General features: G+C 70.1%; 13 protein-coding genes. 10 read left to right on the top strand and 3 right to left on the bottom strand.

Features of this window, described 5'->3' with window-relative positions:
* Positions 1-110 precede the first annotated feature (110 nt).
* The 7 genes from ruvA to G6022_RS11040 all read left to right on the top strand — a co-directional run bounded on the left by ruvA (position 111) and on the right by G6022_RS11040 (position 8051).
* On the top strand, positions 111-710 hold the full coding sequence (gene ruvA, locus G6022_RS11070; RefSeq protein ID WP_182691572.1) for a Holliday junction branch migration protein RuvA: 600 nt from the start codon (positions 111-113) through the stop codon (positions 708-710).
* On the top strand, positions 710-1825 hold the full coding sequence (gene ruvB, locus G6022_RS11065) for a Holliday junction branch migration DNA helicase RuvB (RefSeq protein WP_206682188.1): 1116 nt from the start codon (positions 710-712) through the stop codon (positions 1823-1825). Before ruvA ends, ruvB begins: the two co-directional genes overlap by 1 nt.
* A gap of 96 nt (positions 1826-1921) precedes the next feature.
* Positions 1922-2227 (top strand): preprotein translocase subunit YajC, encoded by a 306-nt coding sequence (gene yajC / locus G6022_RS11060; RefSeq protein ID WP_179525376.1) that lies wholly within the window; start codon positions 1922-1924, stop codon positions 2225-2227.
* Between the two features lie 147 nt (positions 2228-2374).
* Positions 2375-4036 (top strand): protein translocase subunit SecD, encoded by a 1662-nt coding sequence (gene secD / locus G6022_RS11055; RefSeq protein ID WP_179525375.1) that lies wholly within the window; start codon positions 2375-2377, stop codon positions 4034-4036.
* The gene (secF, locus tag G6022_RS11050) at positions 4033-5088 is read left to right on the top strand and encodes a protein translocase subunit SecF (RefSeq protein WP_182639228.1); all 1056 of its coding nucleotides are present in this window, start codon (positions 4033-4035) and stop codon (positions 5086-5088) included. The genes secD and secF overlap by 4 nt, the downstream gene beginning before the upstream one ends.
* Positions 5085-5642 (top strand): adenine phosphoribosyltransferase, encoded by a 558-nt coding sequence (locus tag G6022_RS11045; RefSeq protein ID WP_182639229.1) that lies wholly within the window; start codon positions 5085-5087, stop codon positions 5640-5642. The genes secF and G6022_RS11045 overlap by 4 nt, the downstream gene beginning before the upstream one ends.
* Positions 5643-5687: 45 nt before the next feature.
* Positions 5688-8051, top strand: coding sequence for a bifunctional (p)ppGpp synthetase/guanosine-3',5'-bis(diphosphate) 3'-pyrophosphohydrolase (locus G6022_RS11040; protein ID WP_182639230.1), 2364 nt, complete (start codon positions 5688-5690; stop codon positions 8049-8051).
* Positions 8052-8075: 24 nt separating this feature from the next.
* On the opposite strand, the gene G6022_RS11035 is transcribed toward G6022_RS11040, so the two are convergent.
* Positions 8076-9005: a peptidylprolyl isomerase gene (locus G6022_RS11035; protein WP_182609388.1), complete on the bottom strand. Its 930-nt coding sequence runs from the start codon at positions 9003-9005 to the stop codon at positions 8076-8078.
* A gap of 204 nt (positions 9006-9209) precedes the next feature.
* On the opposite strand from G6022_RS11035, the gene G6022_RS11030 reads away from it, so the two are divergent.
* Positions 9210-9875: an MBL fold metallo-hydrolase gene (locus G6022_RS11030; protein ID WP_179525370.1), complete on the top strand. Its 666-nt coding sequence runs from the start codon at positions 9210-9212 to the stop codon at positions 9873-9875.
* Positions 9876-9923: 48 nt separating this feature from the next.
* The gene (gene hisS, locus G6022_RS11025) at positions 9924-11204 is read left to right on the top strand and encodes a histidine--tRNA ligase (protein ID WP_179525369.1); all 1281 of its coding nucleotides are present in this window, start codon (positions 9924-9926) and stop codon (positions 11202-11204) included.
* Between the two features lie 15 nt (positions 11205-11219).
* Here hisS and G6022_RS11020 read toward each other — a convergent pair whose 3' ends face one another.
* On the bottom strand, positions 11220-12131 hold the full coding sequence (locus G6022_RS11020) for a neutral zinc metallopeptidase (RefSeq protein ID WP_182691570.1): 912 nt from the start codon (positions 12129-12131) through the stop codon (positions 11220-11222).
* 233 nt (positions 12132-12364) lie between these two features.
* Here G6022_RS11020 and aspS point away from each other — a divergent pair, with 233 nt between their 5' ends.
* The gene (gene aspS / locus G6022_RS11015; protein WP_182639797.1) at positions 12365-14167 is read left to right on the top strand and encodes an aspartate--tRNA ligase; all 1803 of its coding nucleotides are present in this window, start codon (positions 12365-12367) and stop codon (positions 14165-14167) included.
* A 23-nt stretch (positions 14168-14190) separates the two neighbouring features.
* On the opposite strand, the gene G6022_RS11010 is transcribed toward aspS, so the two are convergent.
* On the bottom strand, positions 14191-15452 hold a 1262-nt coding region (locus G6022_RS11010), incomplete at its 5' end, for an alkaline phosphatase family protein (RefSeq protein WP_182691568.1).

Raw genomic sequence — 15452 nt, 5'->3', positions numbered from 1 at the left:
GCGACCGAGGCCGCCGACGCCGGCCGGGCGCGGGGTGGGACCGGCTCCGCCGATCAGGAACGCGCCCGGGCAGCGGCACGGGCGATGGCTCGAACGAAGGGAGTGCGCTGGTGATCGCCTCGATCAGGGGGAGGGTGGCCGAGATCGGTCTGGACCGCTGCGTGGTGGAGGCCGGCGGTGTCGGCGTCCTGGTCCATGCGACGCCGGCCGCGCTCGCGGGCCTGCGGCGGGGAGACGAGGGGACCCTGCACACCGAGTTGGTGGTGCGCGAGGACTCCCTGACCCTCTACGGCTTCGATTCTGTCGATGCGCGTCGCCTCTTCTCGACGGTCCAGACGGTCTCGGGCGTCGGCCCGCGTCTGGCTCTGGCCATCCTGGCCACTCTCGAACCCGAGCAGCTGGTGAGAGCGCTGGGGACCGAGGACGTCAAGGCGCTCACGCGGGTTCCCGGGGTGGGCAAGCGCACCGCCGAGCGGATGGTGCTCGAACTCAAGGACAAGGTCGGCCCGGTGCACGACACCGTGGGCGGCGGCGGCGGTCCGGGGATGCCGGGTGGACCGGCGGCGACCGAGGTGGCCGGCGCACTCGAGGGACTGGGCTTCTCCGCCACGGAGGCGGAGAAGGCCGCGACCGCCGTCCTGTCGACCGCTCCGGACCTCGGCCCGGCGGAGGCCCTGCGGCTGGCGTTGCGTTCACTCGGTAGGCGCTGATGACGGGGCCGTACGGGCACGGGGACGAGGAGCCGTTCACGCCGGGGGCCGGTGACGGGGCGGAGGCCGAGTTGTCCGCGGCGTCGACCCCGTTCGACTCCGATGTCGAGGGCGCCCTGCGCCCGCGGAACCTGGGTGAGTTCATCGGGCAGGAGACTGTCCGCGAGCAGCTCGAGCTGGTGCTCACCGCGGCGACCCGTCGTGGTGTGGTCCCGGACCACCTGCTGTTCTCCGGGCCTCCGGGCCTGGGGAAGACCAGCCTCGCCATGATCGTGGCGGCCGAGCTCGGCGGGTCGCTCCGCATCACCTCCGGGCCCGCTCTCGAGCGGCCGGGGGATCTCGCCGCCATGCTCTCCAACCTCATCGAGGGTGACGTCCTGTTCATCGACGAGATCCACCGCATCGCGCGCCCGGCGGAGGAGATGCTGTACCTCGCGATGGAGGACTTCCGGATCGACATCATGGTGGGCAAGGGTCCGGGGGCCACCTCGATTCCCCTCGAGATCGCCCCGTTCACCCTGGTCGGGGCCACCACGCGGTCCGGAGCGCTCACCGGGCCGTTGCGGGATCGGTTCGGGTTCACCGCGCACATGGACTTCTACTCGGACGCGGACCTGGCGAGAATCGTGTCCCGGGCGGCCGAGATCCTCGAGATCCCCGTGGAGCCGGAGGCGGCGACGGAGATCGCCGGGCGGTCCCGCGGGACGCCCCGGATAGCCAACCGCCTGCTCCGTCGCGTGCGGGACTACGCGGAGGTCCGGGCGGACGGGCGGGTCACGGTCCCCGTCGCGCGCGCGGCACTCCGCGTCTACGAGGTCGACGAGTTGGGCCTGGACCGGCTCGACCGTGCGGTCCTGCGGGCGCTGCTGGTCCAGCACGAGGGCGGGCCCGTCGGTCTGAGCACGCTCGCGGTGGCCGTGGGGGAGGAGTCGAGCACCCTGGAGGAGGTCTGCGAACCGTTCCTCGTCCGTGCGGGGTTGCTCGCGCGCACCCCCCGGGGACGCGTGGCCACCGCGGCGGCATGGGAGCACCTGGGGCTGCGCCGCGCGAATCGCGACCCGGAGGAACCGATGCTCCCGGTCGAGACCGAGACGGGACCCGGCCCGCGCGGGTGACCACGGAGGTGGCATCCTCGAACGGGACCGGTCCGCCGCCCGGACCCGACACCTTCGGACCCCGACTCGACGGGTCCCGAACCGAGAGGACGCCGCATGGGACTGGAACTACTGCTGCCCGTCATGATCCTGGCGCTCATCGCGCTGATGTTCTTCCAGAGTTCCAAGCAGCGGAAGGCGATGAAGGACCTGCAGGAGATGCAGGCCTCCCTCGCGGTCGGCGATCAGGTGCTCACCACCTCGGGTCTGCACGCGACCGTGGTGTCGGTGGCCGAGGAGAGCCTGGTCCTGGAGATCGCCCCCGGCGTCCGGACGCAGTGGGACCGCAGGGTGATCCGCGAGAAGCTCGACCCCGGTACCTCCCCCGGGTCGGCCGCGGGGACGGACGGCGCTGGTTCCTGACGACCGCCTACCGGCGAGTAGTGTGATGGGGCCGTCCAGCCGGAGGCCTCTGCTGAAGACCGAGAGAGATCACCTGTGTCACCAGTCCGTTCTCGACGCGTAGATGCCCGCCCCAGGCCCTGGGCACTGCTGTCCGTCTTCTCCCTGGTGTTTTTCATCCTCTTCCTCGCCGCGTTCGCCGTGGCCGAGAGGGGCCTCACACCCAAGCTCGGTATCGACCTGCAGGGCGGCACGCGGGTCACCCTGATCCCCATCGGGCAGCCGGACGAGCAGGACCTCCGCCTGGCCCAGGACATCATCCGCGATCGCGTCGACGGGCTCGGCGTGGCCGGGACCTCGGTGGTCATCGAGGGGAGCAACATCGTCCTCACGGTGCCCGGCGAGGACTCGAGCCAGGCCCGTGACCTCGGGACCACCTCGCAGCTGACGATCCGCCCCGTCCTCGAGGTCCAGCCGGTCGCCGAGGGGGACGTCGAACCCGTCGACGCCGCGGTCGGTGACCGAGAGGCGGTCGCCCGGGCGGTGGAGGAGGCCCTCGAGGTCCGGCAGGGCGATCCGCAGGAACTCGCCCAACGCCTCCCGGAGTTCCGGTGCCCCGAGAGGGAGATCACCGCGGGCTTCGAGGACCAGGCCCAGGCGTTGATCGCGTGCGGCGAGGGAGCGAAGTACGTGCTCGGCCCGGTGCCGCTGCTCATCGGTGAGCCGGAGGACGGGGAGCGCCTCGACGGCCAACAGATCGTCAAGGACTCGGTGGGCTCCGGATTCAGCCAACAGGCCGGCCAGAACGAGGTCTCGTTCCGCTTCAACGCCGGCCCCGGCCAGCAGGGGAGCGCCACGTGGTCGCGACTGACCCAGGAGAACCTGCAGCGTCAGATCGCCATCCTCCTCGACGGTGAGGTCATCAGCGCCCCGGTGGTCCAGGGCGTGACACCGGTCGGATCGGCCACCTCGATCACCGGCAGTTTCACGATGGACGAGGCGGCCGCGCTCGCCGCGAACCTCCGGTTCGGTGCGCTGCCGATCTCCTTCGAGGACCCGAACGTCGACAACGTGCCCGCCTCGCTGGGTCTGGCCTCCCTCGAGGCCGGACTGCTCGCCGGCGCGATCGGTTTCCTGCTTGTGCTGCTGTACACGGTCGTGTACTACCGGCTGCTCGGCGTGATCGCGTTCCTCTCCCTCGCCATCTCCTTCCTGATCACCTACGTGATGCTCGTGTTCCTCGGGTACACGGTGGACTACAGCCTCGACCTGGCCGGTGTGGCGGGCCTGATCATCGGTATCGGTATGACCGCGGACTCCTACGTCGTCTTCTTCGAGAGGATCAAGGACGAACTCCGCGACGGACACCGGTTCAGATCCTCGGTACCCAGGGCGTGGAAAAGCGCCAGTCGCACCATCATCACCGGCAACGTGGTGAGCCTGATCGGCGCCGTGGTGCTGTACCTCCTGGCCACCGGTGAGGTCCGCGGATTCGCCTTCACCCTGGCGCTGAGCACCGTCATGGACGTCCTCGTGGCCTTCACCGTGCTGTGGCCGCTCGTCTACCTGGCCTCCACGAAGCCGTTGTTCACCAAACCATGGGCCAACGGCCTCGGCCGGATGGAGGCCCTGCGGGTCGACTCCGCCGAGCGGCGCCGCCTCGAGCAGGACGCCGAGAAGGCCGGAGCCGATTCGGGTTCCGGTGGCACCCGGGGTGTGTCGGCGACCGTGCGCGGTCCGGACGGACCGCCCTCGGACCCGGGACCGGCGACCCCGGGCGTGACGATGATCCTGCCGCGCCGCGACGACTCCGAGGAGGAGGGCCGATGAGCGCCCCGGGAACGACCGACACCACCGACACCACCGGACCCGACCAGCCGGAGAGTCTGTTCAACCGCCTCTACACCGGCACCGGCGCCTTCCCCATCGTCCAGAAGCGCCGCCTGTACTTCCTCCTCACCGGCGTCATCGTCGCGATCTGCCTGGCGAGCATCATCTTCCGGGGGTTCACCTTCGGGATCGACTTCACCGGCGGCACCAAGTTGACGATGCCGGCGGGGGATGCGGACACCGGCCGGGTGGCCGTCGTCGTCGAGGAGACGATCGGTCAGGAACCCCAGACGGTCCAGGTCGTCGGCGCCGGGAACGCGCGCATCGTCGAGGTGGAGACCGGGTTCCTCACCAGTGACGAGATCTACGCGACCAAGCTCGCACTCCTCGAGGAGTTCCAGCCCGTCGCGGCGAGCGGCGAGGTCTCGATCGAGGCGATCGGCGATTCGGCACGCAGCGAGAGCTGGGGCGGGCAGGTCACCGAGAAGGCGATCATCGCCCTCGTGGTGTTCATCGTGATCGTGTTCGGGTACATGGCGCTGCGCTTCGAGTGGCGCATGTCGGTCGCCGGCGTGGTCGCGCTCTTCTTCGACGTCATCACCACGGCGGGGATCTATTCGCTCCTGGGATTCGAGGTCTCTCCCGCCACGGTCATCGGCCTGCTCACCATCCTCGGGTTCTCCCTCTACGACACGGTCATCGTGTTCGACAAGGTGGAGGAGAACACCCGCGGGGCCAAACACTCGTCGAGCAGCACCTATGCGGAAGAGGCCAACCTGGCCGTCAACCAGACACTCATGCGATCGATCCACACCACCATCATCGGCATCCTGCCGCTGTTGGCCCTGCTCGTCGTCGCGGTCTGGATCCTCGGGGTGGGCACCCTGCTGGACCTGGCGATCGTCCAGGTGGTCGGGATCATCACTGGGACGTTCTCGTCGATCTTCCTCGCGACACCGCTGCTGGTGCTCCTCAAGGAACACGACCCTGACACCAAGCGCCAGACCGCCAAGGTCCTGGCCCGCCGGGAGAAGGTCGGGACTACCGCATGACGGACCCCACGGCCACAGAGGTGTCGCCGGCGATCATCGCCGCCGTCGAGAGACTGATGCGCAGGGTGGAGGACTTCCCGGCGGCCGGGGTGCAGTTCTGCGACCTCACACCGGTTCTGGCCGACCCCGACGGTTTCGACGCGGTGGTGGCGGGGCTCGTCGCGAGCCACGAGATCGGCTCGGTGGACTACGTGGCGGGGCTGGATGCCCGCGGCTTCCTGCTGGCCGGTGCGGTCGCGGTGCAGCTGCACACCGGGGTGCTGGCCATCCGCAAGGCGGGCAAGCTCCCGCCGCCCGTGCACTCACGCTCGTACGAACTCGAGTACGGGGCGGCGACGTTGGAACTCCCCGCCGACGGTCTCGACCTCCGCGGGAAGCGGGTGCTCGTGGTGGACGACGTCCTGGCCACGGGGGGCACCCTCGGGGCGGCCGTCGGTCTCCTCGATGACTGCGGCGCCGTGGTGGCGGGGCTGTCCGTGGTGCTCGAGGTCCCCGGTCTCGGGGGTAGGGATAGACTGGCCGGCACACCGCTGACCTGCCTCACGGTCGCGTGACCACCGCCCGTCGTTGACGGATCGGACCCGGAGGGAGGAGCCGGCATGACCAATCGCCAGGATCCCGCCGCGAACGTCGGCGCCGGCCCGCAGCCCGTGCCCGCGGAGCAGCCCCAACCCAACACGCAGCCCCTGCCCGTGATCCCGGGTGCGCGGCCCTCCGCCGGCAGACGCGTCCGGGCCAGGTGGGCGCGACGCCTCACCTCCGGGTTGACGGTGACGTCCACGCCCGCCGTTCTCGAGCCCCTCGTCCGTGTACACCGGATCCACCACGCCAAGGCCGACGTGGCGCTGCTGGCACGCGCCTATGCACTCGCCGAACGCCAACACCAGGGTGTGTTCCGCAAGTCGGGCGACCCCTACATCACCCATCCGCTGGCGGTCGCGACCATCTGCGCCGAGATGGGCATGGACACCACCACTCTCGTGGCGGCGCTGCTGCACGACACCGTGGAGGACACCGACTACTCCCTCGAGTCCCTCGCCTCGGATTTCGGGGACGAGGTCGCCCATCTGGTCAACGGGGTCACCAAGCTGGACAAGGTCGACTTCGGCGAGGCGGCCGAGGCGGAGACGATCCGCAAGATGATCATCGCGATGGCGCATGACCCGCGGGTCCTGGTGATCAAGGTCGCCGACCGCCTGCACAACATGCGGACCATGCGCTTCCTCCCTCCGGAGAAGCAGGTCAAGAAGGCTCGCGAGACGCTCGAGGTGATCGCGCCGTTGGCCCACCGCCTCGGCATGGCCACCGTGAAGTGGGAGCTCGAGGACCTCGCCTTCGCGACCCTGGAACCCAAGAAGTACCAGGAAATCGTGCGACTGGTCGCCGACCGGGCGCCCAGTCGGGACGTGTACCTGGGCACGGTGATCAACCGGGTCAGGGCCGAGCTGGAGAACGCCCACATCCAGGCCCGGGTCGAGGGCCGCCCCAAGCACTACTGGTCGATCTACCAGAAGATGATCGTCCGGGGACGCGAGTTCGACGAGATCCACGACCTGGTGGGCATCCGCGTGCTGTGCGAGGACGTGCGGGACTGTTACGCCGCGATCGGCGTGGTGCACTCCACGTGGAAGCCCATGCCGGGGAGGTTCAAGGACTACATCGCGCAGCCGAGGTTCGGCGTCTACCGCTCGCTCCACACCACCGTGATCGGGCCCGATGGCAAGCCGTTGGAGATCCAGATCCGGACCCACGAGATGCACCGCAACGCCGAGTACGGGATCGCGGCGCACTGGCGGTACAAGGAGACCCGCGGCAAGCACCACGGAGACCCCGCCGAGGTGGACGAGATGGCGTGGATGCGCCAACTGCTGAGCTGGCAGCGTGAAGCCGCCGACCCGGGCGAGTTCCTCGACTCCCTGCGGTTCGAGATGACCAGCAAGGAGATCTTCGTCTTCACGCCGAAGGGCGACGTGATCAACCTGCCCGTCGGCGCGACCCCCGTGGACTTCGCCTACGCCGTCCACACGGAGGTCGGCCACCGGTGCATCGGCGCGCGCGTCAACGGCAAGCTCGTGGCGCTCGAGAAGCCGCTGGAGAACGGCGAGGTCGTCGAGGTCTTCACCTCCAAGGACCCCAACGCGGGCCCCAGCCTGGACTGGCAGAAGTTCGTCGTGTCCGGCAGGGCCAAGAGTTCGATCCGCCAGTGGTTCGCCAAGGAGCGGCGCGAGGAGGCTCTCGAACGCGGAAAGGACCTCATCACCCGGGAGGTACGGCGCGGGGGGGTACCCGTCCACCGGGTCTTCTCCAACGAGTCACTCGCCGGTGTCGCACGGGAGCTGGGGTTCGCCGACGTCACCGCGCTCTACACGGCGATCGGGGAGAACCACGTCTCCGCCAAGCAGATCGTGGGTCGGCTCGTCGCCGCCCACGGGGGGGCCGACGAGGTCACCGAGGAGCTGGCGGACCGCTCGCGGGACAAGAACATCACCTCGAACCGGCCCGCGCCGGCGGGTCCCGGGATCCTCGTGGGCGGGGTCAAGGACGTGCACGCCAAACTCGCCCGCTGCTGCATGCCGGTGCCCGGCGACGAGGTCCTCGGGTTCATCACCCGCGGCGGCACGGTGAGCGTCCACCGCACCGACTGCACCAACGCCTCCGACCTGCACCGCGAGCCCGAGCGCCTGGTCAAGGTCGAATGGGCACCCCAGCCGGGTGCGGTGTTCCTGGTGGCGATCCAGGTGGAGGCGCTCGACAGACACCGGCTCCTGTCGGACGTGACCAAGGTGCTGGCGGACGAGAAGGTCAACATCCTGTCCGCGTCCGTCCAGACGGCGGGGGACGATCGGGTGGCGATCTCGCGGTTCACCTTCGAGATGGCCGACCCCAAACACCTCGGACACGTCCTGCAGACGGTCCGAGGTGTCGAGGGGGTCTTCGACGTCAACCGGATGACGTCGAACTGAGCCGGATGTCCCGGCCCCCGGGCCTCACCTCTCGGGGAGCCCCGACTGGGCGTCGACGACCACGGTCTCGATCGTGACGGGGCGCCGCGGGACCTGGTTGTCCCGGTCGGTCGGGTCATCGCTCCTCACACCGGTCTCGGCGATGTCGTCGAGGACCTCGAGGCCCGAGTCCCCGACCGTTCCCATGACGGTGTACTCCGGCGGGAGTGCGGAGTCCTCGTACACCAGGAAGAACTGGCTCCCGGCGCTGTCGGGGGCCTGCGACTTGGCCATGGCGACGGTGCCACGGGGGTAGATGGCGGCGCCCGAACCGTCGTCGGCGAGCTCGAGGGTATCCGCGGCGGGCGGCTCGTCGACCACGGAGTAGCCGGGACCGGACAGGCCGGTCCCCGTGGGGTCACCGCACTGGAGGACCGACAGACCGGGCTCCTCCTCCGAGACGGTCAGGCGGTGGCACTCGGTGTCGTCGAAGTACCGCTGCTCGGCCAGGTGGACGAAGCTGGCGACATTGCAGGGGGCGCCGGACCGATCGAGCGTGATCGGGATCTCACCGCGGTCGGTGGTGATGGTGATCTCCGCCAGGCCCTGCCTGGCCTGGTCGCCCGACGGCGGCTCGGCGTCACGCTTGGTGTCGTTGACGGTCTCGACCTGCGCGTTGAACTCCTCGACCTCCGCCACCACCTCGGCGCCCTGATCCTCGAACTCCGCGGGGTCGAGCGGCTCGGGGGTCTCGGTGTCGGTGGGGTACTCGCAGGTCAGCCAGTTGGCGGCGTACTCCTCCGCGCGCTTGCGGTCGTAGTTGATCCATGCGACCACCCCGACGATCCCCAGCAGGACCGCGACGACGACCGACGCCGCGACGATCTTGAGTTGCTTCTCACGGCGGGCCTGCGCCTCCATCTGCTCGCGCAGGCGTTGACGCGCCTCTGCTCGGCGTTCCTGGTTGGTGGACACTGACCCTCCTGGGTACCTGGACTAGGCTGGAACAGTCGGCTGACGCCGCGGTGGGGACTCACAGAGCAGACCACAGCGCTCCAGCCCAGGGGTCTTGTCTACCAGGTCGGGCCGAGACGGCTGAACACCACTCCGGTGTACCGCCCAGTCGGACCGGCAGTTCGCGACGGACGTCGTGGGCGATCGAGAAAAGGAGTACGGGACGTGCAGATCATCGGGTTCCCAGCCGGGATGTTCCAGACCAACTGCTACATCGTGTCCGACGCCGCGGGGGACTGCGTGATCGTCGACCCGGGCCAGGACGCCGAGGACCAGGTGCGCAGGCAGGTCTCCGAGGCGGGCTTGAAGCCCCGGGCGGTACTGCTGACCCACGGCCACCTGGACCACATCTGGAACGCCCAGCAGGTCGCGGACCACTACGGCGTGCCGGCGTACATCCACCCGGAGGACCGTGTCATGCTCTCGGATCCGGGTCAGGGGCTGTCGCTCGACCTGTCCGCGATGCTCAAGGACATCGCCTTCACGGAGCCGGCGGAGGTCATCGAGGTCTTCGACGGTGACACGCTGCGCTTCGGGGCGATGACCTTCGACGTGGACCACGTGCCCGGACACAGCCCGGGGTCGGTGTCCTTCCGGATCGTCGTCGACACCGAGGAGGGCCGGCGAACGGTCGTGCTCGGGGGCGATGTGCTGTTCCAGGACGGGGTCGGCCGTACCGACCTGCCCGCGGGCGACACCGATGTGCTCATGCAGTCGATCGCCAAGAAGTTCCTCACGCTGGACGACGACGCGGTGGTGCTCCCCGGGCACGGACCCTCGACCACCGTCGGCCGGGAACGGCGGTCCAACCCGTTCCTGCGTGACCTCTAGAACCCCCTCCCCGAACCACCCACCGAGAGACGCAAGGACCCACCACACGTGACCGGCACCCAGAAGAAAACCGCGCTCAAGGCACCGAAGGGGGTGCCCGACTACGTCCCCCCGACCTCCGCCGCGTTCGTCGCGGTCCGGGATGCGATCACCACCGCCGCCCGGCGGGCGGGCTACGGGCACATCGAGCTGCCGATCTTCGAGGACACGGCGTTGTTCGCCCGTGGGGTGGGGGAGTCCACCGACGTCGTCTCCAAGGAGATGTACTCGTTCGAAGACCGTGGCGGACGGAGCGTCACCCTCCGGCCCGAGGGGACCGCCGGCGTGATGCGTTCGGTCATCGAGAACGGCCTGGACCGCGGTCAGCTGCCCGTCAAGCTCTGCTACGCCGGCCCGTTCTTCCGCTACGAGCGTCCCCAGGCCGGCCGGTACCGGCAGTTGCAGCAGGTCGGAATCGAGGCGATCGGGATCGACGACCCCGCCCTCGACGCCGAGGTGATCGCGGTGGCGGACGAGGCCTTCCGGTCCCTCGGGTTGACCGGGTTCCGGCTGGAGCTCACCTCGCTCGGGGACGACTCATGCCGGCCCGCCTACCGGGAACGGCTGCAGGCGTTCCTCGCCGGGTTGGACCTCGACGAGGCCACGCGGGAACGCGCACGGGTCAACCCGCTGCGCGTCCTCGACGACAAGCGCCCGGAGGTCCGCGCGCAGCTCTCGGGCGCCCCGCTGATGATCGACCACCTGTCCGAGGAGAGCGCCGCGCACTTCGCCGAAGTCAGGTCACACCTCGACGCCCTCGGCGTGGCCTACGAGGTCAATCCCCGGATGGTCCGAGGCCTGGACTACTACACCAAGACCACGTTCGAGTTCGTCCACGACGGCCTCGGCGCCCAGTCCGGGATCGGCGGCGGTGGTCGTTACGACGGACTGATGGAGCAACTCGGGGGCCAGGCTCTGTCCGGAATCGGGTTCGGTATCGGCGTCGACCGCACGATGCTCGCGCTGCAGGCGGAGGGGATCGACCACGCCTCCGGCGGCCGGGTGGACGTGTACGGCGTCGCTCTCGGCGCGCCGGCCAGGGCCGCGCTGGTGCCCGTGCTGGCCGAGTTCCGTCGCGCCGGTCTGCGCGCGGACATGGCCTACGGCGACCGCGGTATGAAGGGCGCGTTCAAGGCCGCCGACCGGTCGGGGGCCGCCGTCACCCTCGTCGTGGGCGAGAACGAGCTGGCGTCGGGCACCGTCGTGGTCAAGACGATGTCCACTGGTGAGCAGACCCCGGTCCCGCTGGACTCGGTCGTGCCCCACGTCACCGGTCTCGTCACTCCCTGATCCGCCCCCGCGGGATCACACCCGCGCGCCGAAGGTGTCGCAGGCCTCCACGGACCCCTGGTCGTACCCGGTCAGGAACCACTGGCGCCGCATCTCCGACGAGCCGTGGGTCCACGAGTCGGGGTCGACCCGGGCGCCGCCGGACCGCTGGATGTGGTCGTCCCCGATCGCCTCGGCGGTCTGGATGATCGCGTCGACGTCGCGCGGGGTCAGGCTCTCCAGCAGTGGCTCCCCGCCGTCGGGACCGGGGGTCGAGGTGGCGTAGTGGGCCCACAGCCCGGCGTAGCAGTCGGCCTGGAGCTCGACCCGGACCGCGCCCGAGGACGCGCCCTGCGGATCCTGCTGGGATCGGCGGATGTCACCGAGCATCGTCTGCAGATGGTGCCCGAACTCGTGCGCGACGACGTACATCTGGGCCGCGCCGGCGGGTGAGCCCCCGAGCCGACCGACCAGGACCTCGTCGAAGAAGGCCGGGTCGATGTAGACGTCCTGGTCCGCCGGGCAGTAGAACGGCCCGACGTCGGAGGAGGCCGCGCCGCAGGCGGTGTCGACGTCGCCGGTAAAGATGGTGGTGTGTGGCTGGACCCACCGCATCCCGACCTGGTCGGGGAGTTGGGTGCCCCAGACGTCCTCGAGGCTCTCCGTGGTGGCGACGATCCGGCAGACCGTATCCGTGTTGGCCTGCCGGAGGTCGCACTGGTCGATGTGGGTCTGGAACCGCTGCGCCGATTCGGACTGCCGGCCGCCGGTGTCGCCGCTCTCCAGACCGAGCTGCCCCGGATCGACGCCCAGGAAGAGCGCGACCAGGACGATGGCGAGACCGCCCACGCCCCCGCCGACCGCCATCCCGCGCCGGCCCCCTCGCCCGCCGCGGCCCCCGCCGGAGACCCCACTGGTGTCCAGGCTCCCGCCCTGCCGGAACGTCATGTCCGCCGCCCTTCGTCCCCGTCGGTCGCCGGTCCAGCCCGGCTCGCGCCCCTCCGCGGTCGAGGGACACTGTATTGGCAGCCGAGTCGCTGTCGCAGCCGACACCGGGAACCGACGCCGGTGGACGTAGACTGTGCCCCGTCAGAGCCCGGGACAGACCGCCGTCCAGATCGCGGTGGGTCCGACGGTCCCTCGCAGACCACCAGAAGTCTCCCGATGAAAGGACCACCGCAGTGCTGCGCACCCATTCCGCCGGCCAACTCCGAGCCGCCGACGCGGGGGACACCGTCACCCTGGCCGGCTGGGTCGCGCGCCGCCGGGATCACGGCGGGGTCATCTTCGTCGACCTCCGCGACTCCACCGGTGTGTGTCAGGTGGTGTTCCGCTCCGAGGAGATCGCCGAGCGTGCGCACCGTCTGCGCAACGAGTTCTGCGTCTCCGTCACCGGCGTCGTGGACCGCCGCCCCGAGGGGTCGGAGAACCCGAACCTCGCCTCGGGTGAGGTCGAGGTCGACGTGGTCTCGTTCGAGGTGCTCGGTGAGTCCGCGGCCCTGCCGTTCCAGCTCGACGACGAGGTGGGTGAAGAGGCGCGCCTCCGTCACCGGTACCTCGACCTCCGTCGCGAGGGGCCCGGGTCCGCGCTACGGCTGCGGTCGAAGGTCAACTCCGCCGCCCGGGGCGTCATGGCCCGCCACGACTTCGTGGAGATCGAGACCCCGACGCTGACCCGGTCGACCCCCGAGGGTGCGCGCGACTTCCTGGTCCCCGCGCGGCTCCAGCCGGGCACCTTCTACGCCCTCCCGCAGTCTCCCCAGCTGTTCAAGCAGCTCCTCATGGTGGCCGGGATGGAGAAGTACTACCAGATCGCCCGCTGCTACCGGGACGAGGATTTCCGCGCGGACCGGCAACCGGAGTTCACCCAGTTGGACGTGGAGATGAGCTTCGTCGACCAGGACGACGTCATCGCGATCGCCGAGGAGATCCTCACCGAGGTGTGGGCCACCGCCGGTTACCGGATCACCACGCCGATCCCGCGCATGACCTATGACGAGGCGATGCGTCGCTTCGGTTCGGACAAGCCGGACCTGCGGTTCGACATCGAGCTGGTCGAGTGCACCGGGTTCTTCGCCGAGACACCGTTCCGGGTGTTCAAGGCTCCCTATGTCGGCGCGGTGGTCATGAAGGGCGGGGCGTCGCAGCCCCGGCGTCAGCTCGACGCGTGGCAGGAGTGGGCCAAGCAGCGCGGGGCAAAGGGCCTGGCCTACATCCTCGTCGGCCAGGACGGCGAGCTCGGCGGCCCCGTGGCCAAGAACCTGTCGGAGGCGGAGCGCGCCGGGATCGCCGCGCACGTCGGCGCGGAGCCAGGTGACTGCATCTTCTTCGGCGCCGGAGGGGTCAAGTCCACCCGTGCGCTCCTCGGTGCGGCCCGCGGTGAGATCGCGGACAAGCTCGGACTGATCGACCCGGAGGCGTGGGCGTTCACCTGGGTGGTCGACGCGCCCATGTTCGAGCCCGCCGACGACGCCACGGCCGCCGGTGACGTGGCGGTGGGCTCGGGGGCGTGGACCGCCGTGCACCACGCGTTCACCTCCCCCAAGCCGGAGCACCTGGACACCTTCGACACCGACCCGGGTTCGGCCCTGGCGTACGCCTACGACATCGTGTGCAACGGCAACGAGATCGGCGGCGGGTCCATCCGCATCCACCGCAAGGACGTCCAGGAGCGGGTGTTCGGAGTCATGGGAATCTCGCAGGAGGAGGCGCAGGAGAAGTTCGGCTTCCTCCTCGACGCCTTCTCCTACGGCGCGCCGCCGCACGGCGGCATCGCGTTCGGGTGGGACCGCATCTGTGCGCTGCTGGCCCGCACCGATTCCATCCGCGACGTCATCGCCTTCCCGAAGTCCGGCGGCGGTGTCGACCCGCTCACCGACGCTCCCGCGCCCATCACCACGCAGCAGCGCAAGGAGTCGGGAATCGACGCCAAGCCCGTGACCCGCGGTCAGGGGACCCAGGCGGAGCCCGCGTCAGCCGGGTAGCCGCCCGACCAGCCGCCTCGGCCTCAGAGGTGGAACGCCTCGAGCGCCGGGCGGCCGTCCATCCCCGCGTGGTCCAGGCCGAACAGCCGGGCGACGGTCGGTGCCACGTCGAGTGTGCGGACCGGGCGGTCGACGGTGCCGCCCCGACGCACGATCCGGTGCCCGCCACCGACGAAGAACGGGATCCCCAGGGTGACCTCGTGCCCGTGGTTGCCGGGGATCGGGTTGGAGAACGGGGTGGGGTCGGAGAAGCGCCATCCGGGATGGCACGTGGCCACCAGGTCACCGCCGAGTCGACCCAGCGAGAGCTCGGCCGGATCGTAGAGTCGGTTGACCCCCGGCAGCGCGCCCACGACCTCACGCAGTCGCCGCAGCGAGGCGTCGCGCTCGTGAGCGGGACCGAGGTAGGCGAACGTATCCGCCCCGCCGTTCTGGGCGATTCCGAACCGCCCTCGGATCGCCGGGTCCGCCTCGATCGCACCGGCCGCGCTGATCAGGCTCAGCGGCTCCGACCAGTCCATCCCGTGATCGGCCAGGACGATGACCACCGAGCGCTCCCAGCGGCCGGTCGAGCGGAGGAACTGCTCGAGGTCCCAGAGCTTGTGATCGGAGTTGGCGACCGCCTGGTTGCGCGCCAGTCGCAGGGAGGTCCCCGACAGGTCCATGTGTCCGAAGCGGTCCATGTCACCGAGGTTGACGAAGGTCATCCGGGGGGCGTGGTCGGTGATGGTCTGCTTGAGGGCCTCGATGGTGAACCAGTCGAGGGAGTGGTCGGTGATTGGCACGAGCGGGAACGGCGCCCACTGGACGCTCGCGCGCCCGCCGAACAGTCCGTGGAGGTAGTCCTTGCTCAGGACACTCGCGGTGGTCAGGCCCGCCTCGGTGCGGATCCGGTCGAGCACGGTGGGCGCGCGGAGATCGTCGGGCCGGTCGAGCGTCCGGTCGGTTCCGGCGGCGTGGTCCCAGATCGAGTTGGCGGGAACCCCGTTGCGCTCGGGCAGGACCCCGGAGACCATCGCCGCGTGGTTGGGGAGCGTCTCGGCGATCATCACCGACGACGCGTCGGTGAACCTGGTCCCCTCCGAGGCCCACCGGTGCAGGGTGGGGGCCTGCACTGGAGTGAGCTCGTCGGGCCGCATCCCGTCGGTGACGAGAACGTAGACGTCGAGGTCGTCGGCGACCGGTCGCGTGGGGTTGGCCCAGACCGGAGCGGGGTCGGCGAGCAGGGTGACCCCCACCGCGCCCGCGGCGGCGACCACGCCGGCCCCGGCCAGCGCCTCCCGGC

It is taken from the genome of Dietzia sp. Cai40, from assembly GCF_014145165.1.
GTDB lineage: Bacteria > Actinomycetota > Actinomycetes > Mycobacteriales > Mycobacteriaceae > Dietzia > Dietzia natronolimnaea.
This window is presented reverse-complemented; position numbering and strand designations above follow the sequence as displayed.